The organism is Streptomyces sp. NPDC002577 (assembly GCF_053594815.1).
On record NZ_JBSFWK010000034.1, the window covers coordinates 1 to 22,309 of the forward strand.

At 69.7% G+C, this 22,309-nt stretch carries 20 protein-coding genes; 13 read left to right on the forward strand and 7 right to left on the reverse strand.

Annotated elements, in window-relative coordinates:
- The first annotated feature begins 350 nt into the window (after nt 1–350).
- Nucleotides 351–1,970: a cellulase family glycosylhydrolase gene (locus ACWD4J_RS31245; protein ID WP_451398820.1), complete on the forward strand. Its 1,620-nt coding sequence runs from the start codon at nt 351–353 to the stop codon at nt 1,968–1,970.
- A 45-nt stretch (nt 1,971–2,015) separates the two neighbouring features.
- Here the strand turns inward: ACWD4J_RS31245 and ACWD4J_RS31250 are convergent, their stop codons facing one another.
- The 3 genes from ACWD4J_RS31250 to ACWD4J_RS31260 all read right to left on the reverse strand — a co-directional run bounded on the left by ACWD4J_RS31250 (nt 2,016) and on the right by ACWD4J_RS31260 (nt 5,306).
- Nucleotides 2,016–2,150, reverse strand: coding sequence for a hypothetical protein (locus ACWD4J_RS31250; protein ID WP_451398907.1), 135 nt, complete (start codon nt 2,148–2,150; stop codon nt 2,016–2,018).
- A 209-nt stretch (nt 2,151–2,359) separates the two neighbouring features.
- Nucleotides 2,360–3,340 carry an acetylxylan esterase gene (locus ACWD4J_RS31255; RefSeq protein ID WP_451398821.1) on the reverse strand — a complete coding sequence of 327 codons (981 nt, stop codon included), beginning with the start codon at nt 3,338–3,340 and terminating at the stop codon, nt 2,360–2,362.
- Between the two features lie 34 nt (nt 3,341–3,374).
- Complete coding sequence (locus ACWD4J_RS31260) at nt 3,375–5,306, reverse strand: glycoside hydrolase 5 family protein (RefSeq protein ID WP_451398822.1); 1,932 nt, start codon at nt 5,304–5,306, stop codon at nt 3,375–3,377.
- A gap of 874 nt (nt 5,307–6,180) precedes the next feature.
- Between ACWD4J_RS31260 and ACWD4J_RS31265 the strand changes: the two genes are divergently transcribed.
- The 7 genes from ACWD4J_RS31265 to ACWD4J_RS31295 all read left to right on the forward strand — a co-directional run bounded on the left by ACWD4J_RS31265 (nt 6,181) and on the right by ACWD4J_RS31295 (nt 14,385).
- Nucleotides 6,181–7,851, forward strand: coding sequence for an ABC transporter substrate-binding protein (locus tag ACWD4J_RS31265; protein WP_451398823.1), 1,671 nt, complete (start codon nt 6,181–6,183; stop codon nt 7,849–7,851).
- A gap of 138 nt (nt 7,852–7,989) precedes the next feature.
- Entirely contained in the window at nt 7,990–8,973 is a 984-nt protein-coding gene (locus tag ACWD4J_RS31270; protein WP_451398824.1) for an ABC transporter permease, read from the forward strand.
- On the forward strand, nt 8,970–9,944 hold the full coding sequence (locus ACWD4J_RS31275) for an ABC transporter permease (protein ID WP_451398825.1): 975 nt from the start codon (nt 8,970–8,972) through the stop codon (nt 9,942–9,944). The genes ACWD4J_RS31270 and ACWD4J_RS31275 overlap by 4 nt, the downstream gene beginning before the upstream one ends.
- Nucleotides 9,941–11,020 carry an ABC transporter ATP-binding protein gene (locus tag ACWD4J_RS31280; protein ID WP_451398826.1) on the forward strand — a complete coding sequence of 360 codons (1,080 nt, stop codon included), beginning with the start codon at nt 9,941–9,943 and terminating at the stop codon, nt 11,018–11,020. The genes ACWD4J_RS31275 and ACWD4J_RS31280 overlap by 4 nt, the downstream gene beginning before the upstream one ends.
- The gene (locus ACWD4J_RS31285) at nt 11,017–11,997 is read left to right on the forward strand and encodes an ABC transporter ATP-binding protein (RefSeq protein WP_451398827.1); all 981 of its coding nucleotides are present in this window, start codon (nt 11,017–11,019) and stop codon (nt 11,995–11,997) included. Before ACWD4J_RS31280 ends, ACWD4J_RS31285 begins: the two co-directional genes overlap by 4 nt.
- Nucleotides 11,994–13,343, forward strand: coding sequence for a glycoside hydrolase family 36 protein (locus ACWD4J_RS31290; protein ID WP_451398828.1), 1,350 nt, complete (start codon nt 11,994–11,996; stop codon nt 13,341–13,343). The genes ACWD4J_RS31285 and ACWD4J_RS31290 overlap by 4 nt, the downstream gene beginning before the upstream one ends.
- A gap of 31 nt (nt 13,344–13,374) precedes the next feature.
- On the forward strand, nt 13,375–14,385 hold the full coding sequence (locus tag ACWD4J_RS31295; RefSeq protein ID WP_451398829.1) for a LacI family DNA-binding transcriptional regulator: 1,011 nt from the start codon (nt 13,375–13,377) through the stop codon (nt 14,383–14,385).
- A 101-nt stretch (nt 14,386–14,486) separates the two neighbouring features.
- Here ACWD4J_RS31295 and ACWD4J_RS31300 read toward each other — a convergent pair whose 3' ends face one another.
- Together ACWD4J_RS31300 and ACWD4J_RS31305 are read right to left on the reverse strand one after the other, a co-directional pair.
- Nucleotides 14,487–15,215: a tyrosine-protein phosphatase gene (locus tag ACWD4J_RS31300; RefSeq protein ID WP_451398830.1), complete on the reverse strand. Its 729-nt coding sequence runs from the start codon at nt 15,213–15,215 to the stop codon at nt 14,487–14,489.
- A 74-nt stretch (nt 15,216–15,289) separates the two neighbouring features.
- Complete coding sequence (locus ACWD4J_RS31305; RefSeq protein WP_451398831.1) at nt 15,290–16,120, reverse strand: phosphotransferase; 831 nt, start codon at nt 16,118–16,120, stop codon at nt 15,290–15,292.
- On the opposite strand from ACWD4J_RS31305, the gene ACWD4J_RS31310 reads away from it, so the two are divergent.
- Together ACWD4J_RS31310 and ACWD4J_RS31315 are read left to right on the forward strand one after the other, a co-directional pair.
- Nucleotides 16,113–17,201: a protein kinase family protein gene (locus ACWD4J_RS31310; RefSeq protein ID WP_451398832.1), complete on the forward strand. Its 1,089-nt coding sequence runs from the start codon at nt 16,113–16,115 to the stop codon at nt 17,199–17,201. The two genes, ACWD4J_RS31305 and ACWD4J_RS31310, sit on opposite strands and share 8 nt — an antisense overlap.
- A gap of 212 nt (nt 17,202–17,413) precedes the next feature.
- Nucleotides 17,414–17,626 carry a hypothetical protein gene (locus ACWD4J_RS31315; RefSeq protein ID WP_451398833.1) on the forward strand — a complete coding sequence of 71 codons (213 nt, stop codon included), beginning with the start codon at nt 17,414–17,416 and terminating at the stop codon, nt 17,624–17,626.
- A gap of 165 nt (nt 17,627–17,791) precedes the next feature.
- Here the strand turns inward: ACWD4J_RS31315 and ACWD4J_RS31320 are convergent, their stop codons facing one another.
- Nucleotides 17,792–18,427, reverse strand: coding sequence for a PadR family transcriptional regulator (locus tag ACWD4J_RS31320; RefSeq protein WP_451398834.1), 636 nt, complete (start codon nt 18,425–18,427; stop codon nt 17,792–17,794).
- A gap of 154 nt (nt 18,428–18,581) precedes the next feature.
- On the opposite strand from ACWD4J_RS31320, the gene ACWD4J_RS31325 reads away from it, so the two are divergent.
- Together ACWD4J_RS31325 and ACWD4J_RS31330 are read left to right on the forward strand one after the other, a co-directional pair.
- The gene (locus ACWD4J_RS31325; protein ID WP_451398835.1) at nt 18,582–19,817 is read left to right on the forward strand and encodes an FAD-dependent oxidoreductase; all 1,236 of its coding nucleotides are present in this window, start codon (nt 18,582–18,584) and stop codon (nt 19,815–19,817) included.
- 215 nt (nt 19,818–20,032) lie between these two features.
- Complete coding sequence (locus ACWD4J_RS31330) at nt 20,033–20,986, forward strand: LysR substrate-binding domain-containing protein (RefSeq protein ID WP_451398898.1); 954 nt, start codon at nt 20,033–20,035, stop codon at nt 20,984–20,986.
- A gap of 71 nt (nt 20,987–21,057) precedes the next feature.
- Here ACWD4J_RS31330 and ACWD4J_RS31335 read toward each other — a convergent pair whose 3' ends face one another.
- Nucleotides 21,058–21,444: a winged helix-turn-helix transcriptional regulator gene (locus tag ACWD4J_RS31335; protein ID WP_451398899.1), complete on the reverse strand. Its 387-nt coding sequence runs from the start codon at nt 21,442–21,444 to the stop codon at nt 21,058–21,060.
- A 99-nt stretch (nt 21,445–21,543) separates the two neighbouring features.
- On the opposite strand from ACWD4J_RS31335, the gene ACWD4J_RS31340 reads away from it, so the two are divergent.
- Nucleotides 21,544–22,182: an NADPH-dependent F420 reductase gene (locus tag ACWD4J_RS31340; protein ID WP_451398836.1), complete on the forward strand. Its 639-nt coding sequence runs from the start codon at nt 21,544–21,546 to the stop codon at nt 22,180–22,182.
- Nucleotides 22,183–22,309 lie beyond the last annotated feature (127 nt).

Below are 22,309 nucleotides of genomic sequence, written 5' to 3' on the forward strand. Positions count from 1 at the left end.
GCGGGGGGCGGCCCCGCGCGCCCCCCCCCCCCGCCGCACTGCTGCCTGCCGAAGGACCCCGAGGGGCGAGCCCTCCGCGGGCGGCGCCGCGCATCAGCAGCAGCCCGACCAGACTCCCCCGCGCCCGGGGCCAAGGCCGGCACCCACGTATCGGCCATTCAGGCATTCGAGCACGCGCACATCTTGACGTGCTCTTGACACAATCGCTTTCATGGGAGCGCTCCCAAGCTCGCTTCCCAGCAAGTTCGCTTCCCAGCCTGAAGTTTCCTGGCGCTCACTTTTTTGGAGTCGCAGTGAGAACACCAAGAACCACCAGAAGTACGAGGCGAAATCGCCCCGTCGCCGTCCTGTTGTCCCAGCTGGCCGCGCTCCTCGCCGTCCTCGTTGCCGCTGTCCTGAGCCCGGCCACCGCCCAGGCCCAGCAGGTCGGCGCCCTCGCCACCGGCCTGCACATCAGCAACGGCCGCCTGCTCGAAGTGGACGGCAACGACTTCGTCATGCGCGGCGTCAACCACGCCCACACCTGGTACCCGAACGAGACGCAGTCGCTGGCCGACATCAAGGCGCTGGGTGCCAACACCGTCCGCGTCGTGCTGTCCAACGGCCACCGCTGGACGGAGAACAGTGCCGAGGACGTGCAGAACGTCGTCGACCAGTGCAAGGCCAACCGGCTGATCTGCGTGCTGGAGGTGCACGACACCACCGGCTACGGCGAGGAGTCCGCAGCCGCGTCGCTCGACCAGGCGGCCGACTACTGGATCGGCCTGAAGGACGTGCTCGCCGGCGAAGAGAACTACATCATTATCAACATCGGCAACGAGCCCTGGGGCAACACGAATCCGGCCGGCTGGACCGATCCCACGATCGCCGCGGTGAAGAAGCTGCGCAGTGCCGGGTTCGAGCACACGATCATGGTGGACGCACCCAACTGGGGCCAGGACTGGCAAGGCGTCATGCGCGACAACGCCCAGTCGGTCTATGACGCCGACTCCACCGGCAACCTGATCTTCTCGATCCACATGTACAGCGTCTACGACACCGCCCAGGAGATCACGGACTACCTGAACGCCTTCGTCGACGCCGGACTGCCCATCCTCATCGGCGAGTTCGGAGGCCCTGCGGACCAGTACGGCGACCCGGACGAGGACACCATGATGGCCGCCGCCGAGGAGCTTGATCTCGGCTACCTGGCCTGGTCCTGGAGCGGCAACACCGACCCCGTCCTCGACCTGGCGATCGACTTCGACCCCAACCAGCTCAGCTCCTGGGGCGAGCGCATCTTCCACGGTGTCAACGGCATCGCCCAGACCTCCCGGGAAGCCAGCATCTACGCCGACGGCAGCCCGGCGGACACTGAGGCCCCGACCACGCCCGGCACCCCGAGTGCGTCCTCGGTGTCTGCCACGTCGACCACCCTGACCTGGGCGGCCTCGAGTGACAACGTTGCCGTAGCCGGCTACGACGTCGTCCGCGTCAGCGGCGGTGCGGAGACCACCGTGGCCGCGTCCTCCGCCAACTCCGTCACCGTGACCGGTCTGGCGGCCGACACGTCGTACACATTCGCCGTCTACGCCCGCGACGCCGCCGGCAACCGCTCGGCCCGCTCCGCCACGGTGAACGTCACCACCGACAAGGACACCACACCCGGCGCCTCATGCTCGGCCGCCTACCGCGTCGTCAACGAGTGGCCCGGCGGCTTCCAAGGCGAGATCGTGCTCGGCAACACCGGCTCCACCACCATCAGCGGCTGGAAGCTCACCTTCGCCTACGCGGACGGTCAGCAGATCAGCAACATGTGGGGAGGCACCGCCACGCAGGACGGCGCCGCCGTCAGCGTCGCGCCCGCCTCCTACACGGCCACGATCGCGGCCGGCAGCTCCGTGACGCTGGGCTTCACGGCCACCAAGAACACCGCCAACACCGCCCCGACCACATTCGCCCTCAACGGCAGCACCTGCACCACCGCCTGACGGGCCGCCCCGACCCCGGCGGCCGGGGCGGCCCGGCCGCCGGGGCTACAGCTTCTCGAAGAAGAACTCGTGTTCGAGGAAGGAGGTGTCGTACTCGTGGTCAGGGTGGGGCGGAAGCAGTTGGGAGGCCTGGAACAGGCGCCAGCCGTCCTGCAGCGCGGCGAGGCCCGTCTTGTACACGGTCGCCGATCTGCAGGCGTTCAACAAGGCCTGCCGCCGCGAACTGGGCGCGGGACCGCGCGCCGTCCGCGCCGCCGGCATCCCGGTGGCGCGGAGTTGACGTCTCCCTCGCGGCGACGAGGGAATCTCCCAGCTCGCGCCGCGAGGGTTTCTGCTTCACCGCCGACTGCGCGCCCGGAGTGCTCCATTGGCCGGAAAGGAACCGGGCTCTACGCGTCCTTGGGCCCGAGGCCGTGGTCGCGCAGCCAGCGCAGGTGCTCGCCCGGCGTGGCCCCGTATCCGCCGCCGTGGTCGGCAAAGCGCCAGACACGGATGTCACGCTCGGCGGCGTACCGGTGGTAGGCGGCGTAGACGGTGGACGGCGGGCAGATGGGGTCCATCAGGCCCACGCTGAACAGGGCGGGCGCGGTGGCGCGGGCGGCGAAGTGGACGCCGTCGAAGTAGGACAGGGTGCGGAAGGCCGTCTCCGCCATGTCCTGGCTGTGCCAGCGCAGGTACTTGGCGATCTCGACGTACGGGCCGTCGGAGGCGACCGCTACGCCGCGTTCGTAGTGGCACAGGAACGGCACGTCGGTCAGCACTCCGGCGACCAGGTCGCGGGCGAGGCCCGCGACGGCGAGGGCGAGGCCGCCGCCCTGGCTGCCGCCGCTGACCACGACCCGGTCCGGGTCGACCTGGGGCAGGGTGCGGACGGCGTCGACGGCGCGGACGCAGTCGGTCATCAGGCGGCGGTAGTAGTGGTCGCGCGGGTCCTCTATGCCCCGGGTCATGAAGCCCTCGACCCACTGGGTCCCGCCGCCCGTGCCGTGGTCGGGCGTGTCGTGGCCCTGGCCGCGGCTGTCGACCACCAGGTGGGCGTATCCGGCGGCGGGCGGCAGCAGGTGATCGGTGGGCCGGCCCCGGCCGCCGCTGTAGCCGATGTACTTGACCTGGACGGGCAGCGGCCCGGTGGCACCGCGCGGCAGGAGCAGCCAGGCGGTCACCGGTTCGCCGTTCCAGCCAGGGAAGCGCACGTCGTGGACGTCGACGGCGGTCAGCAGTGTGTCCTCGACGGGGGTCAGGACGGGGTCCCCGCCCTGGGCACGGGCCTCGGCGAGGGTCCCGGCCCAGAAGTCGTCGAAGTCGGCGGGGGCTTCCATTTCGGGCCGGTAGCGGGTCAGTTCGTCCAGCGGCATGTCGGTGAGCGGCACGGGGCTCCTCCTCCGGTACGTAGGGGTAAGGGGCTCAGGCCCCGCGCAGTTCCAGCACGCGAACGCCTCGCTCGGGCAGGCTCACGGTGTCGACGGGCGTGCCGTCGAGGTCGTGCAAGGTGGCGTCGCCCTCCACCGCCGGCTTCACGGTGATCTCCTGGCGTGCCTGGCTGACCAGCCAGACGAAGACCCGGCCGTCCTCGTGCTCCAGACGGTCCACGACCACCCTCGGGTCCGCGACCGTGACCGGGCGCCGCACCTCCGCGTGGGCGCCGAGCGCGTCGTACAGGGTGACACCGTCCTCCGGGTTGACGCGCGGGGTGACCGCCGCCATGTGCTCGAGGGGGTAGGTGGAGAAGATCACGGAGCCCTCGCCGACCCGCCGCAGCAGCAGGGCGGGGCGGCCGTGGGCGTCGACCGCGAGCACCTCGGCGTCGGCGGGTTCGACGGGGAGGAAGACGCGGCTGTTCTCGGTCCCGGCGGCGCGGAAGGTGAGCCGGGCGCCCTGGGGGAGGTTGCCGAAGGGGCGGACGAACGTGAAGGTCACCTCGTCGTCCTCGATCGGGTCGACCAGGCCGTACTCCAGCTGGTGCTCGACGCCGAACATCTCGTTGAGGTGGGCGTACCAGGGGCCGCGCTGTTCGTCGTGGTAGCCGGGGCAGTAGGAGACGTACACGGTGGCGCCGGTGCGGGCGCGGTCCTCGAGCTCGTACCAGGTCGGGGAGAGCAGCTGCTTCGTGGACGGTACGAGGTAGAGCCTGGCCTCGCCGGGCAGGCCGTCGCTCTCCCGGGTGACGGCCGGGGCGAGTCCGGCGAGGCGGCCGGCGACCCAGGCCTGGCGGGCGCTGCGGTAGACGTGGTCGGCGTCCTCGGGGCGGGTGAAGGGGTACTCCGTGTCGAGGTACGAGGAGAGCACGACGGCGGTGTCGGTGTCGGCGCGCCGGGTGCGGCCGAAGTCCACCTTCTGCAGCAGTTCCGCGAAGTCCTTCAGCTCGCGCAGCTGCGGCTTGGCGGCGCCTTCGACGTCGGTGAGGCCGAAGTGCATCTCGAAGGCGTGGTGCAGGTACGGGGGTTGGTGCTTGAGGTTGTCGTAGTCGGTGTTGTTCCAGGCGATCCAGCCGGTGGCCCCGGCGAGCAGGCTGTTGTGCAGGACCTGGCGGTAGTAGTGGGCGGCGTTCGGGCCGGAGACGAAGTCGGAGCTGACGCCGAACTCCTCCAGCACGACCGGTCGTCCGAAGGTGCCGGTGATCTCGCAGACCCAGGCGGCCGCGTGGTGCTGGCGGACGGGATCGTCCTCCATGCGGTAGACGTGCGGGCCGAGGAAGTCGCAGATCTCGGCGGTGTAGCGGACCGAGAAGCCGTTCTCGTTGCCGGTGTTCTCACGGCCCCAGGCACCTTCGCCGAGGGAGAACGGCTGCGTGCCGCCGGCGGCGCGGACGGCGTCGGCGATGATCTGGGCCCAGGACGAGACGGCCTCGCGGTCCTGGGTGCGGTCGCCGTAGATGGGCATCTCGTTGGAGACCAGCCAGCCCGCGACGGCCGGGTGGTCCTTGAAGCGGCGCACCATCTGCCCGGCGAACCAGGCCTGGCGGGCGACCATCCACACGTCGGAGTAGAGGTCCCGGCCGCCGCGCCAGGAGGGGTCCCAGTTCTCTCCGGACATATGGCCGACGATGAAGGTCGGGACGGTGGTCATGCCCAGGGCCTGGTGCCGGTCGAGGAAGTCGGCGAACAGGGCGCACTTCTCCTCGTCCACCGTGTGTGGGGTGGGCATGAAGTCCGGCCAGTAATAGAAGGACCGGGTCATGTTCAGCCCGTGGTCGCGCAGGACGCGCAGTTCTTCTGTCACCACGTCGGGGTCGTAGGAGCGCCACATCAGCGGGCCTCCGGTGCGCGACCAGTAGTTGGCGCCGAGCCAGGTGACCGGGGTGGTGGCGGAGGTCAGCCGGGCGGAGGTGCGCTGCATGGGCGGGATCCTCTTCTGAAGTGGCGGTCGCCGGGGACGGGGTACGGGCTTCGGGGGCGAGAGCAAAGCACCCGAGCCCGCGCCGACGGCGTGGCGGAATGGTTGCGGGGAGGCCGGCGGCTGACGGCGGTGCACGACCGCGCACCGGAGCTCGCGACTCCGCCCTGGCCTGGCGGTGTTTCGTCGTGCGGCGCATACGGTGTGGTGGCCGGGCGGCTCCTCCGACGGCGGGACGATGGAACCACTGCACCGGTTTAGCGTCAAGACGTCGCGGAGAACTCCGCGCAGATTCATAAACCGGTTTACGTCGTGGCGAAGTCCCGGGCGCCTGACGGCGGCCCGCACCGCCTGTCGCTTCCCGCTCCGGGGCAGCAGCGCCCCGAGCCGGCACTCGTCCGGGCCGCAAGCGTGGTCGCGACACTGCGGCTGACCTGCGCGGGCCGACCGCCGACCGCCCGGGCCCTTTGGTCATGGCCGAGCAAAACCGGTTCAGTTGGGTCAGGTTGCCAAGCGTGCCGGTGTCGCGGAGATCCAGAACTTATTTGTTTTGGAAGTGTTGACAGCGGATTACCCGGACTCTAATTTTCACCCACGCCGAGAGTGACAGGGTCAACCGTCCCTGTCCCGCTCGACGCACGTGGCGGGAGGCATACGGGCAGCCCGCCGGGCCGCACAACTCGTACATCCGCACCACTTGCGCACGCGTACCACCCGGCCAGTTCGCAGGGCTCGAGAACCTTGCCCTGACATCGTTGTCAGCACGCTTCCACCCGCACACCGTGATCCGCCGTACGGACCACCTCTCGGCGGTCACCACCAACCCCGACCTGTGCTCACCTCACCTCCAGCCCGCCCACCGATCAGGGGATCACCGATGAACGTCACGACACCGGCCAGGCGACGACGCCTCGCCATCGGCGCGGTACTGGCTCTGGCCGCCACCACCGCCACCGCATGCGGCGGAGGCGGCTCCTCCAGCCCGGCGGCGACCGGCATGCTCACCGTCACGGCTTCCTCGGGGAACTTCACCAAGAACTTCAACCCGTTCTCGCCGAACGCACAGCAGGGCACGCACGGCATGATCTACGAGCCGCTGTTCCTGTTCAACGCGGTGAAGAGCGGTGACGTCCAGCCGTGGCTCGGCAAGTCCTACACATGGTCGGACGGCGGCAAGACCCTGCACATCAAGATCCGCACCGACGCCACCTGGAACGACGGGAAGCCGTTCACCAACAAGGACGTGGCGTTCACCTTCGAGATGTCGCTGAAGAACAAGGACTTCAACAGCTTCGCCCTGCCGCTGACGTCGGTGACCACGGACGGCAAGGACGGGGTCACGCTGAAGTTCTCGCAGTCGGCTTACACCAAGGAGTACTTCATCCTCGGCAAGGCCGACCAGTTGCCCGAGCACATCTGGTCGAAGATCCCCGACAGCAAGAAGAAGACCGTCCTCAACACCAAGCCGGTGGGCACCGGTGCCTGGACGGTCAAGTCGGTCGCCAACACGGTGATGGACCTCTCAGCGCGCAAGGACTACTACATGGAGGGCAAGCCCAACATCAAGACGCTGCGCTACCTGTCCTTCAGCGGCAACACCAGCGCCAACGCGGCGATCACCTCGGGGAAGACCGACTGGGCCGGCGCCTTCATCCCGGACATCGAGAAGAACTACCTCGCCAAGAACAAGAAGTTCGACCTGGTCAACATCCCGCTCTCGACCACTTACTTCGCGCCGAACTTCAAGAAGGGCCCGACCGCCGACGTGAACGTGCGCAAGGCCATCAGCGCCGCGCTCGACCGCGACTTCATGAGCAAGACCGTGTACAACGGCCAGGCCGGAGCGACGAACCCGATGGCGCTGCTGCTGCCCAACTACCAGTTGGTGCTGGATCCGACGCTGAAGGACGCGAAGTTCGAGACTGGCCAGACGAAGGTCGACGGATACCTCAAGGCCTCGGGCTACTCCAAGGGCTCGGACGGCATCTACGCCAAGGGCGGCAAGAAGTTGTCGATCACGGTGGAGATCCCCACCGGCTGGACCGACTACATCAGCATCGGGCAGATGGCCAAGCAGCAACTCGCCAAGGCGGGCATCGAGCTGAAGGTGCGCACCGAGGCCTACGCGCAGTGGGTGGCCAACCAGTCCTCCGGCAAGTTCGAGATGCTGCTCAGCAACGACGGCTACACACCGGACCCGTATGCCTACTACGACAAGCTACTCGACAGCCGGATCGCCCCGAAGGACGGGCAGAGCGAGAACGTCGGCAACTACGGCGGCTACTCCAACCCCGCGGTGGACGCGGCGCTGGACGCCATCGCCTCGACCACCGACGTGGCCAAGCAGCGGCCGCACTTCTACACGATCCAGCAGCAGTTCATCAAGGACATGCCGCTGATCCCGCTGTTCAACCAACAGAACGAGATCGAGTTCAACGGCAACCACGTCACCGGGTATCCCACCAAGGACAACGCGTACGCCGCCCCGTCGATCTGGCTGGCCCCGGACAACGGCTGGGTCGCCATGCACCTCAAGCCGGTGAAGTAACGCGGCACACTCCCGCCCGCACTCCGGTGCGGTGCCCCTCCCCATCCCCCTCCCCCGCCGACTCCTGACAACGGCGCCGGGACGGACGGAGCGGCACCGCACCGGCCCCCGGCCGAGCCGGCAAGGAGCTTTTCGGACATGCGGTACCTACTGAGAAAACTCGGGTTCTACGCGATCGCCGCGTGGATGGCGGTCACCCTCAACTTCGCGCTGCCCCGGCTGATCCCGGGCGACCCGGTGCAGCTGATCATGGCCAGGCAGTCGCAGCAGGGCCCGGTGCCCCCGGGTGAGAAGGAGGCCCTGGCCAAGATGCTGGGCCTGGGCCACGGCAACATCTTCGTCCAGTACTGGGACTACCTGGTCGCCACGGCGCAGCTGAAGTTCGGACTGTCGGTCACCTTCTTCCCGACCCCGGTGAGCTCGGTACTGCACTCTTCGGTGCTGTGGACGCTGCTGCTGATCGGTGCCGCCACCGTCATCAGCGTCGTCATCGGCATCACCCTGGGCACGGTCGCCGGCTGGAAGCGCGGCACCTGGCTGGACTCGCTGGTGCCGTCCACCACCTTCCTGGCCGCGATCCCCTACTTCTGGCTCGCGCTGCTGCTGCTGTACCTGCTGACCCAGATCTGGCCGGTGTTCCCGCAGAACGGCGGCTACGAACCGGGCGTGACGATCGGCTGGAACGGGGCGTTCGTCAACTCCGCGCTGCAGCACGCGATGCTGCCCGCGATCACCATCGTGCTGAGCTCCGTGGGCGGCTGGCTGCTCGGCATGCGGAACATGATGGTCTCCACGCTGTCCGAGGACTACGTGGCCGCCGCCGAGGCGAAGGGGCTGAAGTCCCGCACGGTGATGATCGGCTACGCGGCCCGCAACGCGGTCCTGCCGTCGGTGGCCGGCTTCGCGATCTCGCTGGGCTTCGTGGTCAGCGGCTCGCTGGTCATGGAGATGGTCTTCTCGTACCCCGGCATCGGGTACACCCTGTTCCAGGCCGTCAGCAACAACGACTACCCGCTGATGCAGGCCGTCTTCCTTGTCATCACCTTCGCCGTGCTGTCGGCCAATTTCCTGGTGGACATGCTGTACGGCTTCGTCGACCCCCGTACGAGGCAGGCCCGATGACCACCGCACCGCTTCCTTCGACCCTTCCGACCACCACTCCGCCGGTGCCCGCGTCCGGCTCCTCCGGTGGCCCGGCCGCCTGGGCACGCGGCGCCTGGCGGACGGTGCGCCGCTCCCGCCGGCTCACCGTCGGCTTCGCGATCATCACCGTGTTCGTACTGGTGGCGATCTTCGGCCCGTTCCTCACCGGCAACCCCGACGCCTTCAGCCAGGAGTTGTCGCAGGCGCCGTCCGGCGCCCACTGGCTGGGCACCACCCAGACCGGCCAGGACGTCTTCGCCCAGCTCATCGCCAGCACCCGGGGCTCGCTGGTGATCGGCACCGCGGCCGCCCTGCTGGCCACGGCCGTGTCGATCGTGATCGGCATCGGCGGCGGCTTCCTCGGCGGCTGGGCCGACGAGCTTCTCTCGCTCATCAGCAATGTCTTCCTCGTGATCCCGGGCCTGCCCCTGGTGATCGTGATCGCCTCGTACGTCAAGGGCAGCAGCTCGCTCGCGACCATCGGCGTCATCGCGCTCACCAGCTGGGCCGCCTCCGCCCGCGTGCTGCGCGCCCAGACGCTGAGCCTGCGCAGCCGCGACTACGTGCAGGCGGCCCGGCTGTACGGCGAGCGGCGCTGGCGGATCGTGCTGGTGGAGATCCTGCCGAACGAGGTCGCGATCATCGTCTCGCAGTTCATCTTCGCGGTGATCTTCGCAATCCTCACTCAGGCGGGCCTCGCGTTCCTCGGTCTTGACGATCCGTCGGCGATGACCTGGGGCAACATGCTGTACTTCGCGCAGAACGCCGAGGCGTTGGCCGGCGGTTCCTGGTGGTGGTTCGTCCCGCCGGGCCTGTGCATCGCGGTCTTCGGCGCCGCCCTGTCACTGATCAGCTTCGGCCTCGACGAGGTCCTCGACCCCAGGCTGCGCGTCCACCGTCCGCGCTCCGGCCGCCGTACCCGTACGCAGGAAGGCAGGACCGCCCGATGATCGACACCGTTGCCGGCCTGGCTGCCGATCCCTCGGGCTCCGCCGCCCGGGATGTCGTGCTGCGCGCCGAGAACGTCCAGGTGGAGTACGACGGCGAGCGCCCGACGCGTGCCGTGCGGGGCGTCAGTTTCGAGCTGCGGCGCGGCGAGGTCCTGGGGATCGCCGGGGAGAGCGGCTGCGGCAAGTCCACTCTGGCGTACGCGGTCACACGGATGCTTAAGGCCCCCGCGCGGCTGACCGGCGGCAGCGTCGTCTTCCGCGACCGGGAGGGCCGGGAGACCGACCTGCTGGCGCTGGAGGACGATGAGTTGCGGGCCTTCCGCTGGAACCGGCTGTCGATGGTGTTCCAGAGCGCCATGAACGCGCTGAACCCGGTCACCACCGTGGGGCGGCAGTTCGACGACATCTACCGTGCCCACCGGCCCGAGATGACCAAGACCGAGCGGGCCGGCCGTACGAAGGCGCTGCTGGAGATGGTCGGCATCGACGCGGGCCGGGCGGGCGGCTATCCGCACGAGCTGTCCGGCGGCATGCGCCAGCGGGTGGTGATCGCCATGGCGCTCGCGCTGGAACCCGACGTCGTCATCATGGACGAGCCCACGACCGCACTCGACGTGGTGGTGCAGCGGGAGATCCTCGACGAGATCGAGCGGCTCCGCGAGGAGCTCGGCTTCAGCGTCATCTTCATCACGCACGACCTGGGGCTGCTGCTGGAGATCAGCGACCGGCTCGCCGTGATGTACGCGGGCGAGATCGTCGAGTACGCCCCGGCGGAGCGGCTGACCGCCGCCCGGCACCCCTACACGCAGGGACTGCTGCGCTCGTTCCCCGATCTCGTCGGTGAGCGCCGCGAGCTGCGCGGCATTCCGGGCTCGCCGCCGGACCTGCGCGGCGAGGTCGTCGGATGTGCGTTCGCGGACCGCTGCGAGCAGGCCTTCGAGCCCTGCCGGACGGTAGCGCCCCGCCTGCTGGACATCGCGAGCGCGGGTACCGCGGGCTGGCGCGCCGCGTGCCATCTGAACGACCCGGAACACCGCAGCTCCGCCTCCGACGACGCCGAAGGACCGCAGTCATGACCGCCCTCGAAGTCCGCGATCTCGTCGTCGAGTACGCCCAGTCCCGCGGCAAGCCCTACCGGGCCGTCGAGAAACTCTCCTTCGCACTGCAGCCCGGACGCACCCTCGCCCTGGTCGGCGAGAGCGGCAGCGGCAAGTCCAGCGTCCTGAAGGCGCTCTCGCGCCTGGTCACGCCGGGCGGCGGGCAGATCCTGCTCGGCGGCCGGGACAAGGTGCCGGCTAAGGAGTACCGGCGCGCGGTGCAGATGGTCTTCCAGGACCCGTTCGCCTCGCTCAATCCCTCGCACAGCGTGGACCACCACCTGCGGCGTCCGCTGCTGGCCACCGGCCGGACGCGGCGCGGAGCCGAGGCGGACGCAGCGGTCGCGGAGCTGCTGCGGCAGGTGAACCTCACCCCGGCCGCGGATGTGGCGCGCAAGCGGCCGCACGAGCTGTCCGGTGGGCAGCGGCAGCGGGTCGCGATCGCCCGTGCGCTGGCTCCGGCCCCCGATGTGCTGCTCGCCGACGAGCCGGTGTCGATGCTGGACGTGTCGATCCGGCTGGAGATCCTGAACCTGCTGGACGACCTGAAGCGCCAGCGCGATCTGGCGCTGCTGTACGTGACGCACGACCTGGCCACGGCCCGGCACTTCTCCAGCGACATCATGGTGATGTACCGCGGGGAGGTCGTCGAGCGCGGCCCGAGCGACGAGGTCATCCTCAACCCCAAGCACCCCTACACCCAGTTGCTGGCGGCCGCGGCGCCCAGGACCGGGGCGACACGGGCCGAGATCCGCGCCGCGCGGCAGGTGCGCATGGCGGCGCGTTCGGCACGGGACGCCGAGCGTCGGGAGACGGTGGCCGGTGACGGCTGCCGGTTCCGGCCGCGCTGCCCGTTCGCCATGGACGTCTGCTCCACCCGCCCGCCGGAGGCGGCACTCGGCGGCGGCCACAAGGTGCTGTGCTGGCTGCAGTCCGAGGGGAAGGCCGCCGCGTGACCGACCATGCCGGTTTCGAACCGGTCGCGACCCTGACCCTGGACCCGGGAACCGCCCGGATCCACGCCGAGGGCTGGCAGTCCTGGAGCGTCACCGAGTCCCTTCCGGTCACCGTCGCTCCGTACCGGCCGACCCTCGCCAACTCCCTGGCCATGGACTGCCACTACAACACCGTGCCGCCCGAGGGCGTCTTCCAGGGCGAGGGCGTACTGGCGGTGGATCCCGGCGACGGCGGGCCGGTGCACGTGTTCGCGGCCGAGCGCGCCGACCGGACGGTTCCGCGGGTACGCGCGGAGGCGGCGCCCGGCGGCGTGCTGCGGATCTCGTCGGACGCACCCGTGCTGCGGCTGCGGGGCGAGGACGGGGCGTCGGTGCAGGCCGCACTCGGCGCCTGGGCAGAGGACTTCGCCCGGCAGGCCGGGGTGCCGGAGGAACGCCTGAGGCGGGCGGCGCCGACCGTGTGGTGCTCCTGGTACCAGTACTGGAACACCGTCACCGAGGCGCACATCCTGGCGGAGATGGACGCCATGGACGAGCTGGACCTGCCTTTCGACGTCGTCCAGATCGACGACGGCTACCAGGCCGCACCGGGCGACTGGCTGCTGCCGTCCGACCGGTTCGCGGACGTGCCGGCGCTGGTCGGCCGGATCCGGGCCGGCGGCCGGCGGGCCGGGATCTGGACAGCCCCGCTGCTGATCGGCCTGCGCAGCCGCCTCTACGCCGAACACCCGGACTGGGCGGTCACCGACCCTGCCACCGGTGAACCGGTGTTCGCGGGCGACGCGATCGGCGACCGCTGCACGGCGCTGGACGTGACCAACCCGGGCGCGGCCGCGTACCTCGGGGAGGTGTTCGCGGCGATGCGCGGCTGGGGCGTCGACTACTTCAAGATCGACTTCATCTACGCGGGGGCGCTCGAGGGCCGCCGGTACGCGGACGTGACGGGTGTCGAGGCGTACCGCGAGGCGCTGCGGATCATCCGCGACACGATCGGCGCCGACTCGTACCTGGTGGGGTGCGGAGCCCCGCTGCTGCCCGCCGCCGGCTTCGTGGACGCCATGCGGGTCGGGCCGGACATCGCCCAGTACTGGTCGGCGCCGAGCGGCCACCCCTCCGAGCCGAGCCAGCGCAACGCCGACCGCAATGTGCGCGCCCGCGCCTGGCAGCACGGCCGGCTATGGACCAACGACCCCGACTGCCTGATGCTGCGGCCCGGAGTCGAGCGGCGCGAGGAGTGGGCGCGGACCGTCGAGACGCACGGCGGCCTGCGGTCGTCGGGCGACGGGCTGCGCGCCCTGGACGACTGGGGCCTCGCGACCACCCGCCGCCTGCTGTGGCCCTCCTAGACTGGACTGCCCGAGGGAGAGGAATGCATTGGTGAAGCGCCCGACCATGGCCGACGTCGCCCGGCGAGCCGGCGTCACCAAGGGTGCCGTGTCGTTCGCGCTCAACGGCAAACCCGGCGTGTCCGACGCGACGCGGCGGCGGATCCTCGCCATCGCCGAGGAGCTCGGCTGGAAGCCCAACAGCGCGGCCCGCGCCCTGTCCGACGGGCGGGCGGGCTCGTACGGGCTCGTCGTCGACCGGCCCGCGCGCATGCTGGGCATCGAGCCGTTCTTCATGCAGCTGATCTCCGGCATCCAGGTCGAGCTGTCCGGCCGGGGCGTGTCGTTGCTGTTCACCCTGGCCGAGGACACGGCTGCCCAGATCGCCGTCTACCGCGACTGGTGGGCGAGCCGCCGGGTCGACGGCGTGTTCCTGGTCGACGTCACAGTCGACGACCCGCGGATCCCCGCGCTCGAGGAACTGCGCCTGCCCGCCCTGGTGGTGGGCCATCCGGTCGGCACCGGCAGCCTGCCGGCCGTGTGGAGCGACGACGCACAGGCCGTGCGCGCCGCACTGGCGCACCTGGCCGCCCTGGGCCACCGGTCGGTCGCCAGGATCTCCGGCCCCGGCGCGCTGTGGCACACCCGTATCCGCACCACCGCGTTCGAGGAGGTCACCGGCGAGTTCGGGATGCGCCTGACCACGGTCGAGGCCGACTACACCGGAGAGCAGGGTGCCGCCGCGACCCGCGAGGTGCTGGCCCGCGATCCGCGTCCGACGGCCGTGCTGTACGACAACGACGTGATGGCGGTCTCCGGCCTGAGCGCCGCCCGCCACATGGGCCTGTCCGTCCCCGGCGACGTCTCGATGGTGGCCTGGGACGACTCCGCCCTGTGCGAGCTGGTGGAGCCGGGCCTCACCGCACTGAACCGGGACATCGTCGACTACGGGGCCAGGGCGGCCCGGCAGCTGCGGGAACTGGTCGAGGGTACGACGATCGGCCACTTCGAGGTCTCCCGCCCGAAGCTGGTGGTGCGAGGCAGTACCGGACCGGCGAGCTGACGGGCGGACCGGCGGTCGGGCACAGGCGCGGGCGAGGAGCTCCGCCTGTGCGGACGCCGGTACTTACCGAGTGTGAGCGAGGTGGGGAGGATGCCCGGTGCTCACGACGTGAGAAGCCGCTCGCGCAGCTTGGCGATCAGTCCGTCATCGGCACCGAGGTGTGTGGTGGCGTACCGGTGAACGGATCCATGGCGGGCGGCGAGGTCAGCCATGAACATCCGAATGACCTCCACCGGGGCTCGGCCGTACCCCGGCCAGCGCAGCGTCCGCCCGGGGTGCGCGGCATGCCAGTCGGCGATCAGCCGGTCCGTGGCCAGCTCGGTCAGGGCGAAGTCCTCGGCGATATCGTCCTCGGACACGCCCAGCAGGGACAGGACGAGGGCGGCGACGATCCCGGTCCGGTCCTTGCCCGAGGCACAGTGGAATACCAGCGGCCCATCCGCGAAGGCGATGGCCTCCAGCGCCTGGCGCAGCTCCTTCGCGCCGTCGTCGGCGACCTCCGCGTACCGGTCCGCGAGGTAGCGCCAGGGGTCGGCATCGGGATCGATCTCCGCCTGGTCGTAGGGGCGGTGTTCGATGCTGAAGTTGAAGTACGTCAGCTCGTCGCTGTGCGGCACGCGTCCCTTTGCCGCTATCTCCCACGGGTATCGCAGATCGATCACCGTGCGCACCCCGAGAGCGAGGAAGCGATCCCAGTCCCCGTTCTCCAGCTTGGCCAGGGAGTCGGACCGGTAGAGCAGACCCGACCGGACCGTGTGGCCGTCGCGAGCCGAATAGCCGCCCAGGTCACGGAAGTTGTGGAGCCGCTCGAACACGACGTGTCTTGTCATGAGCGTCACTCTACGAGGAGGTTCCACGACCTTGCCGCAGGCACAGACAGTGCCGCCGCAACCGTCGGGCGTGCTCAGCGCACTGCATGCTCCAAGACAGCCCGATGGTCGGCGACCCAGCGGTACGCCCTCTGCACCTGCGTGACCACCCCGGCGTCGCGAAGGCGGATCATCGCGCCGTCCCCGCTTTCCGCCCCGGCGTCGATGCCGCGCCAGCACCGGTCCTGCCACCACAGGATCGTCGACACGAGGTCGCGCCGGTCCGACAGCTGGTAGCTGTCAGCGATCAACCGCATCCGCCGGGCGGCTTCAGCGATGTCTACCGCTCCCGGTCCCAGGTGGAGGTACTGCCAGCACACGTGGGCAACGTCATGGATCCGTTCACCTGGCGCTGCGAGATCCCAGTCGATGAAGGCCACCGGGCGCAGCGTGCCGCCCACTGTCCGGTAGACGGTGTTCTTGGGCGAGAGGTCGTTGTGACACACGACCTCGTGGGCTCCGGCCAGCTCGGTACCGGCTGTCAGATCGTGGAATTCCCGCACGAGCCGGGCGACGCGCGCAAGGCTCGCATCCGATGCCACAGCGGCCGGCTGCTGTCCTTCCCAGGCCACATGCCCGTCGAGGTAGGTGAGGATCTCACGGCCTTCGTCGTCCATGCCGAGATAGCGCGGCGCTCCTGGCCAGCCACGAGCCTCGAGCAGGTCGAGGAGGTCACCGACGAAGCGCGTCCGGGCGGACGCCGGGCGGCGCACGGTGTCACCGACACGAACCACATCGTTGACGAAACCTCCGGGCAGGGGCACCTCAGGCAGCATCCCTCCACCTTGCCCGACGAGTTCCTCGAAATCCGTACGCTGTCGGGGAAGTCTGTTGCGTTGCAGTGCCGGGGAGGCGCCGATGAACAAGGCCGAGTCACTGCACGCCACGCGCGTGTCCGCGTACAAGACTGTGGCAAGTCGTCTGTCGCAGCTCAGCGACCACCGGCTCGCTGATGCGGTGGCTGCTGCACCTGTGCTGGGCTCGGGCATCGGCGGCAGGTCGGCAGAGTGGGACGTGGACGGCGTCCGTGTCTTCATCAAACGGGCCCCACTCACGGACCTCGAGTTGCGGCCGGAGAATGTGCGATCGACAGCCAACCTGTTCGAACTGCCCCTGTTCTACCAGTACGGAATCGGGTCCACCGGATTCGGAGCCTGGCGAGAGCTGGCAGCGCACATCATGACGACCGGGTGGGTGCTGACAGACCAGTACGTGGGCTTCCCGCTGCTGTATCACTGGCGGGTTCTGCCCGATGACCCCCCGGCGGGATTCGCCGACGAATTCGGCGGTCTCGAGGGCGCCGTCGCGCACTGGGAAGGCTCCCCCGCCGTCCGGCGCCGGTTGCAGGCCATCAGCCGCTCCACCGCCAGCGTGGTGCTCTTCCTGGAGTACGTGCCGCACACGCTCGCCGACTGGCTCGGCGCCGCTCGCGATGCAACCGGCGCGCAGACGGAGCCGCAGGACGGCTCGCACTATCCGTGGGTGGAGGACGCACTGACGGCAGGGACGTCCTTCATGAGCTCCCGTGGCCTGGTCCACTTCGATACGCACTTCGCGAACCTGCTGACCGACGGCCGCCATATCTACTTCGGCGACCTGGGATTGGCCCTGAGCCGCGACTTCGATCTCTCGGCGCAAGAATCCGCTTTCCTGACCGACCACCTCGCCTATGACCGCTGTTACGCGCCGAGCCACCTCCTGCGGTACCACCTGCCGGACACGGTGCGCGGCGGCACGGAACACAACGCGTTCCTGCGTGCATGGCTCGCCGGCCGTCGGCCCGAAGGTGTTCCGGCCGAGATCAGCGCGATAATCGACCGGCACGCCCGGTCGGCCCTCATCCTGGACGACTTCCACCACCGGCTTCTCACCGCAAGCAAAGACACCCCCTTCCCGGCCGCCGATATTCAGAAGGCCCTCGCCGGGGCGCCTTCGGTACCGGACTGACGCCCGCACGCCGCTCTCCCGCCCGGCCGCCCTTCCTCCCAGCCGTCGGCGACGCATGGGCCCATGCACGAGCCCGGCACCGTGCAGGCGAAGGTTCGCTGCACCTCTGTACATGTCCGCAGATATCGAGCGACTCTGGTCTTGGTCGGCCGCAGGTCCATCCGGTCCCGGGCGCTCCGCCGTACGACGCTGCTCCTGCCAAGGGGTGTGCAATGCGAGTGGAAATGATCCAACGCGCCGCCGACGTGTTGTGGGACGTCCCCGACGACGCGCGCAAGGAAATCATCATGATCATCGCCGCCGTTGCCGAGGCGCCGGCCCCTGCGCCGGGGACGACTGCAGCAGCGTTCGGTCAGCAGTGCTGGATTGAGTACATGTCCCGTGGCAACGTCCTCGAGGTCACCGACGTCGGGTGTTACTGCTGACAGCTGTGCCCGCGGCAACGGCTGTCACCGGACAGGAGCGGACGCCCCAGCCGAACTCATGGATCCGCTGGGCACGGTTCGAGCGCTTCGGCGAGCGCCACGTCCTCGGAAGCGACGACACCCCCTGCCCAGCGAAGCGCACTACGCCTCCGGTGAACTGTCCGGTCACAGCACTTCGTCAGCGCCGTCAGCCTCGTCTGCGGCAAGTGCCTGGGCCGTGCCGAACAACTCCTCCATCGACCAGGTGAGACGGCCGGTGGTCAGGTCGTCGATGAGCCCTCGCAGCCACTGCTCCTCCGCCCGCGTCACGGCCCGCAGATACTCCACCTCCAGCAGTGTGACGCGCGGCAGTTCCTCCCCGCCCTCAGCCAGGGCTTCCTCCAGCCCGCTCAGCTGCTCGGTGACCGCAGCCAGCCGCCGCTGAAGGATCTCAGGGATCTCCTGCGGCGTGAGCAGCAGCAGTTGCGACAGTGCGGCAGGGAACTGCGGGAACTCCTGTCGCGGCACCGCCAGCATCTCCACCAGCCACTCCCGGGCCACCTCGCGTCCGGCGTCGGTGACCTCGTACACGGTCCGCTCCGGATACGCCTGGTCGCGGCCCGTCTCCCGCACGGCAACCAGGCCCGCCTGCTCCAGCCGTTCGATCGTCCGGTACAGCGCGGCACGCTGGCCGACGTTGACGACCAGGTCCTTCCCCCACTGCTTCAGCCGTCGCTGGATGCCGTACGGGTGCAGCGGCTCGTAGTGCAGCAGGGCCAGGACGGTCAGGGCCAGCGGGGAACTGCGCGGGACGGCACTCATGCGCCGATGCTACCCACACGCGAACTAGTTGACATGAGACTAGTTTCATTGCAACTATCGACCTGTGCAGCCGGACCAGCCGGACACGGTGTGGTCCACACACCGGTGGCCGGCATCCCGACGAAGGCAGGAACCCCGACGAAGGCAGGAACCCATGGCTTCCAACGCAACACCCCGCACGCGCACCGCCCTTGTCATCGGCGGCGGCATCGCCGGCCCCGTCGCCGCGATGGCCCTGCAGAAGGCCGGCATCACCGCGAGCATCCACGAGGCTCACCAGGCGTCCGCCGACAACGTCGGCGGCGGCCTGACCATCGCGCCCAACGGCCTTTCCGCGCTGGACACCATCGGCGCCGGCGACGCGGTCCGGCCCGTCGGCACCCCCGTCACAGCCCTGGTCATCCAGGACTGGGCCGGCCGGCGCCTCGCGGAGTTCGGCAACCCGCCCGGCGTCGCGCCCATGCAGTTCGTGTGGCGTGCGGACCTCTACCGAGCCCTGTACGCGGAAGCGGTCCGCCGCGGCATCCGCATCGAGCACGGCAAGCAGCTCGTCGGAGCGCGGGAGACGGCCGATGGAGTGACCGCGCGCTTCGCCGACGGCACCCGTGCCCGCGCCGACATCCTCATCGGAGCGGACGGCATCCGCTCCACCGTGCGCACGCTCATCGACCCCGCCGCACCCGGCCCCGCCCACACCGGGCTGATCAGCTTCGGCGCCCGGGTCCAGGACACCGGCCTGCCCTCGACCGGGGGCAAGATGAACATGAGCTTCGGCAAGCGCGGCTTCTTCGGCTACCAGATCTTTGAGGACTCGTCGGCCGTGTGGTGGGTGAACCTGCCGCGCCGCGAACCGCTGACTGCCAAGGAGGCAGGGTTCACAACCGCCGAGGAGTGGAAGCGCCGACTGACCGAGACGTTCTCCGCCGACCGCACCGCGGCGGCCGATCTCATAGCCCGCACCGCCCCGTCCGACCTGCTCGTCATCGGCTCCATGGAGAACATGCCGAAGATCCCCGCGTGGAGCCTCGGGCGCATGGTCCTCGTGGGCGACGCCGCCCACGCACCCTCCTCCACCTCCGGACAGGGCGCCTCACTCTCCGCCGAGAGCGCCGTCGAACTCGCCCGCTGCCTGCGCGACCTGCCGCACGGCGAGGCATTCACCGCGTACGAGGCCCTGCGCCGCCCTCGTGTCGAACGCATCATCGCTGAGACGGCCCGCCAGAACCGCAACAAGACCGCGGGCCCTGTCGGCCGCACCCTCACCAGCGTCCTGCTGCGGATCGTCGGCAGGCTCTCCAAGCCCGAGAAGACCGCCTGGATGGTCGACCACCACATCGACTGGGCCGCACCGGCCCCAGGCACCACCCGCCACGACACCGCACGCACGTGACACCGCGGCGTGGTGCCGACTGCCGACTCCCTGTACACCGCAGCGTGGTGCCGACGAGCGACTACCGACTCCCTGAACACCGCCGTTCAAGCCGGCACCACGCAAACAGCCCGCGCTTCAGCCGTTGCTCACCAGTTTGTGGGCGACGAGGAGGTCGCCGAGGCCGATACGATCGAGGAGCTCTGCGCGGATGCGGTCGGCCACCTCGCTGACCTCTGCCGCTCTACGCCGAACCGCTCACGGTCGCCCTGCCGGCCGACCATCCGCTGGCGGCCCGGACCTGCGTCCGCATCCCCGACGTCGCCGGCGAGCCCGTGGTGCGCCACGCCGACGCCACCTCCGCCTGGAACGCCTTCTGGAGCATCGATCCACGCCCCGACGGCACCCAAGCCCGCCAGGGACCCGCTGTGCACGACATGGAGGAGATCGTGGAGTACGGCCGCGCGGGGCGGGGCGTTCCTTCCGGTGTCGATCTCCGACATGTTCCCTCGGCCCGACATCGCGTATGTGCCGGTCACCGACGCCCCACCCGCCCAGGTCGCTCCGGCCTGGGCCGAGGGCCGGGCGAACGCCCCTCGTCACCGCTCTCGCCGAAGCCGCCCAGGAGAGCGTCCGCCACCGCGACGGCTGATGCTTCTCGGCCGCTCTCGAGCACCACGCCCGGCATCCGGGACGGGCGGCATCCCGCGGTGCCCCGGGGGCTGAAGCGCGGAGGCACTCAGCGCCACGGCGAGTACGAGCAGCGCGGGGACCCCGAGGGCCGCAGGCAGCCCTATGAAGGTGCTGGCACTGCCGATGAGGATGGGGCCGACCAGGAAGCCGACATAGCCCAAAATGGCGCCGTCGGCACCATGACGCCTGTACTTCCGTACCGGTCGACGAGCCGGCTCAACCCCGCCATGCCCGTGATGGCTCCCACAGCGAAGGCGAGCAACGCGAGACTCAACCGGCCGTCGCTCAGTCCGAGATGGCTCTTCACACCGGGGATACGGCTCGTCCACGCCCCCAGGGCCGTACCGAAAAGCAAGAAGAGGAGAGACGTGGCGATGCGCGCCCGTCGCAATGTGCCCCGGGCAGGGCCTTGGGCGTCTGCGGCCAGACGTGCACGACGCGACGAGCCGGGAGTTTCGCCACTACCTCCAAGCGGGCACAGTTCTGCGGCTCCCTGACCGCACTTCACTTCACCGCGGCGGGCCGCCCACGGCAGCGGAATGCGCGGTTCGCTGTGTCGTGGACGTGGCTATCTGCGAGCTGATTGCCTGCGCGCCGCACTTTCCTGCGCGTCAAGCAGTTCCTCACCGTGCTCGATCGTCCAGCGTCCGAGTGCCTTCAGCGGGCCGTCGACCAGGCTCTGCCCCAAGCTGGTCAGGCCGTACTCGACGCGAGGTGGCGCCTCGGCGTGTGCACGGCGGTCGACCAGGCCGTTGGCGAGCAGGCGGTGCAAGGTGTCGGTGAGCACCTTGTCGCTGATACCTCCGATCGCGGCGCGCAGTTCGCGGCGTCGGCGCGGTCCCGGCTGAAGAGCCGCCAGGACAACGGGATCCCATGTGTGGCCGAAGAGATCGGTTGCCGCGCGCAGCCGGCAATCGGCGACGAGCTCGTAGCAATGGGCTTCGTGATCCTTCATCTCGCCAGCCATCATCGCGCGCCTGATACACACCGATCGGTGCGTATCACCTTCCTTACGGTAGCTGCCCAACTGCTCGTTGTGTGAGAGGGAGTGACGATGCGTATCGGAATCCTGGGCACGGGGACGCTCGCGGCGGCGCTGGGTGAAGGCTGGGCCCGTGCGGGACATGAGGTGGTGATCGGCGGTCGCTCGCAGGCGAGGGCACAGAAGCTTGCCGACCGGCTGGGCCGTGGGGTCGTCGCCGTCGCGCCGCGTGAGGCGGTCATCGGGCGCGATGCGGTACTGCTCGCCGTGTCATGGGATGGGGTCGAGGACATGCTCGGATCGGTGGGCGCGTCCGACGGCGTGCTCGAGGGGACGCCGTTGATCGATCCCACGAATGCCGTCGCGCATGGTGTGGGTTCGCTGCTCACCGATCACGGCGAGTCGATGGCGGAGCGAATCGCCGGGCTGGCCGCAGGAGCGCATGTCGTCAAGGCGTTCCACCTGTTTCCCGCCAGTCAGTGGGCGACACCTCCGGGAGGAAATGATTCGCGTGTGACGGTGGCTATGTGCGGGGACGATCCGGCGGCCCTGCGCATTGTCGGCGAATTGGTGCGGGATGTCGGCGGAACGCCGGCGACTCTGGGGGCGCTGGATCGCGTGCGTCAGCTGGAGGAGGTGGCGGGTTTCGTCATCGGCCTGGCCTTCGCGGGCTTCGACCCCGGCTCCGCGGTTCCCCGCGTGACCTCGTAGGCCGTGCCGCGACGGGTGAGTCCTGGTATTCGGGCACCGTGGCGCCGGGGCAGAGCAAGGCTCTCCCCTTCGGGGTGTGGCTAAGGGTTTCACGCTCCTTCTCGCTCCACCCTGCGCGGAGCGGCAA

Coding starts and splice junctions, on each gene's coding strand:
- ACWD4J_RS31260 (WP_451398822.1), bottom strand. CDS start 5,306: ATGCAGCGCACCTCCGCCCGGCTGACCTCCGCCACCACCCCGGTCACC.
- ACWD4J_RS31270 (WP_451398824.1), top strand. CDS start 7,990: ATGCGGTACCTACTGAGAAAACTCGGGTTCTACGCGATCGCCGCGTGG.
- ACWD4J_RS31300 (WP_451398830.1), bottom strand. CDS start 15,215: ATGACAAGACACGTCGTGTTCGAGCGGCTCCACAACTTCCGTGACCTG.
- ACWD4J_RS31265 (WP_451398823.1), top strand. CDS start 6,181: ATGAACGTCACGACACCGGCCAGGCGACGACGCCTCGCCATCGGCGCG.
- ACWD4J_RS31325 (WP_451398835.1), top strand. CDS start 18,582: ATGGCTTCCAACGCAACACCCCGCACGCGCACCGCCCTTGTCATCGGC.
- ACWD4J_RS31310 (WP_451398832.1), top strand. CDS start 16,113: ATGAACAAGGCCGAGTCACTGCACGCCACGCGCGTGTCCGCGTACAAG.
- ACWD4J_RS31275 (WP_451398825.1), top strand. CDS start 8,970: ATGACCACCGCACCGCTTCCTTCGACCCTTCCGACCACCACTCCGCCG.
- ACWD4J_RS31335 (WP_451398899.1), bottom strand. CDS start 21,444: ATGAAGGATCACGAAGCCCATTGCTACGAGCTCGTCGCCGATTGCCGG.
- ACWD4J_RS31340 (WP_451398836.1), top strand. CDS start 21,544: ATGCGTATCGGAATCCTGGGCACGGGGACGCTCGCGGCGGCGCTGGGT.
- ACWD4J_RS31320 (WP_451398834.1), bottom strand. CDS start 18,427: ATGAGTGCCGTCCCGCGCAGTTCCCCGCTGGCCCTGACCGTCCTGGCC.
- ACWD4J_RS31285 (WP_451398827.1), top strand. CDS start 11,017: ATGACCGCCCTCGAAGTCCGCGATCTCGTCGTCGAGTACGCCCAGTCC.
- ACWD4J_RS31280 (WP_451398826.1), top strand. CDS start 9,941: ATGATCGACACCGTTGCCGGCCTGGCTGCCGATCCCTCGGGCTCCGCC.
- ACWD4J_RS31315 (WP_451398833.1), top strand. CDS start 17,414: ATGCGAGTGGAAATGATCCAACGCGCCGCCGACGTGTTGTGGGACGTC.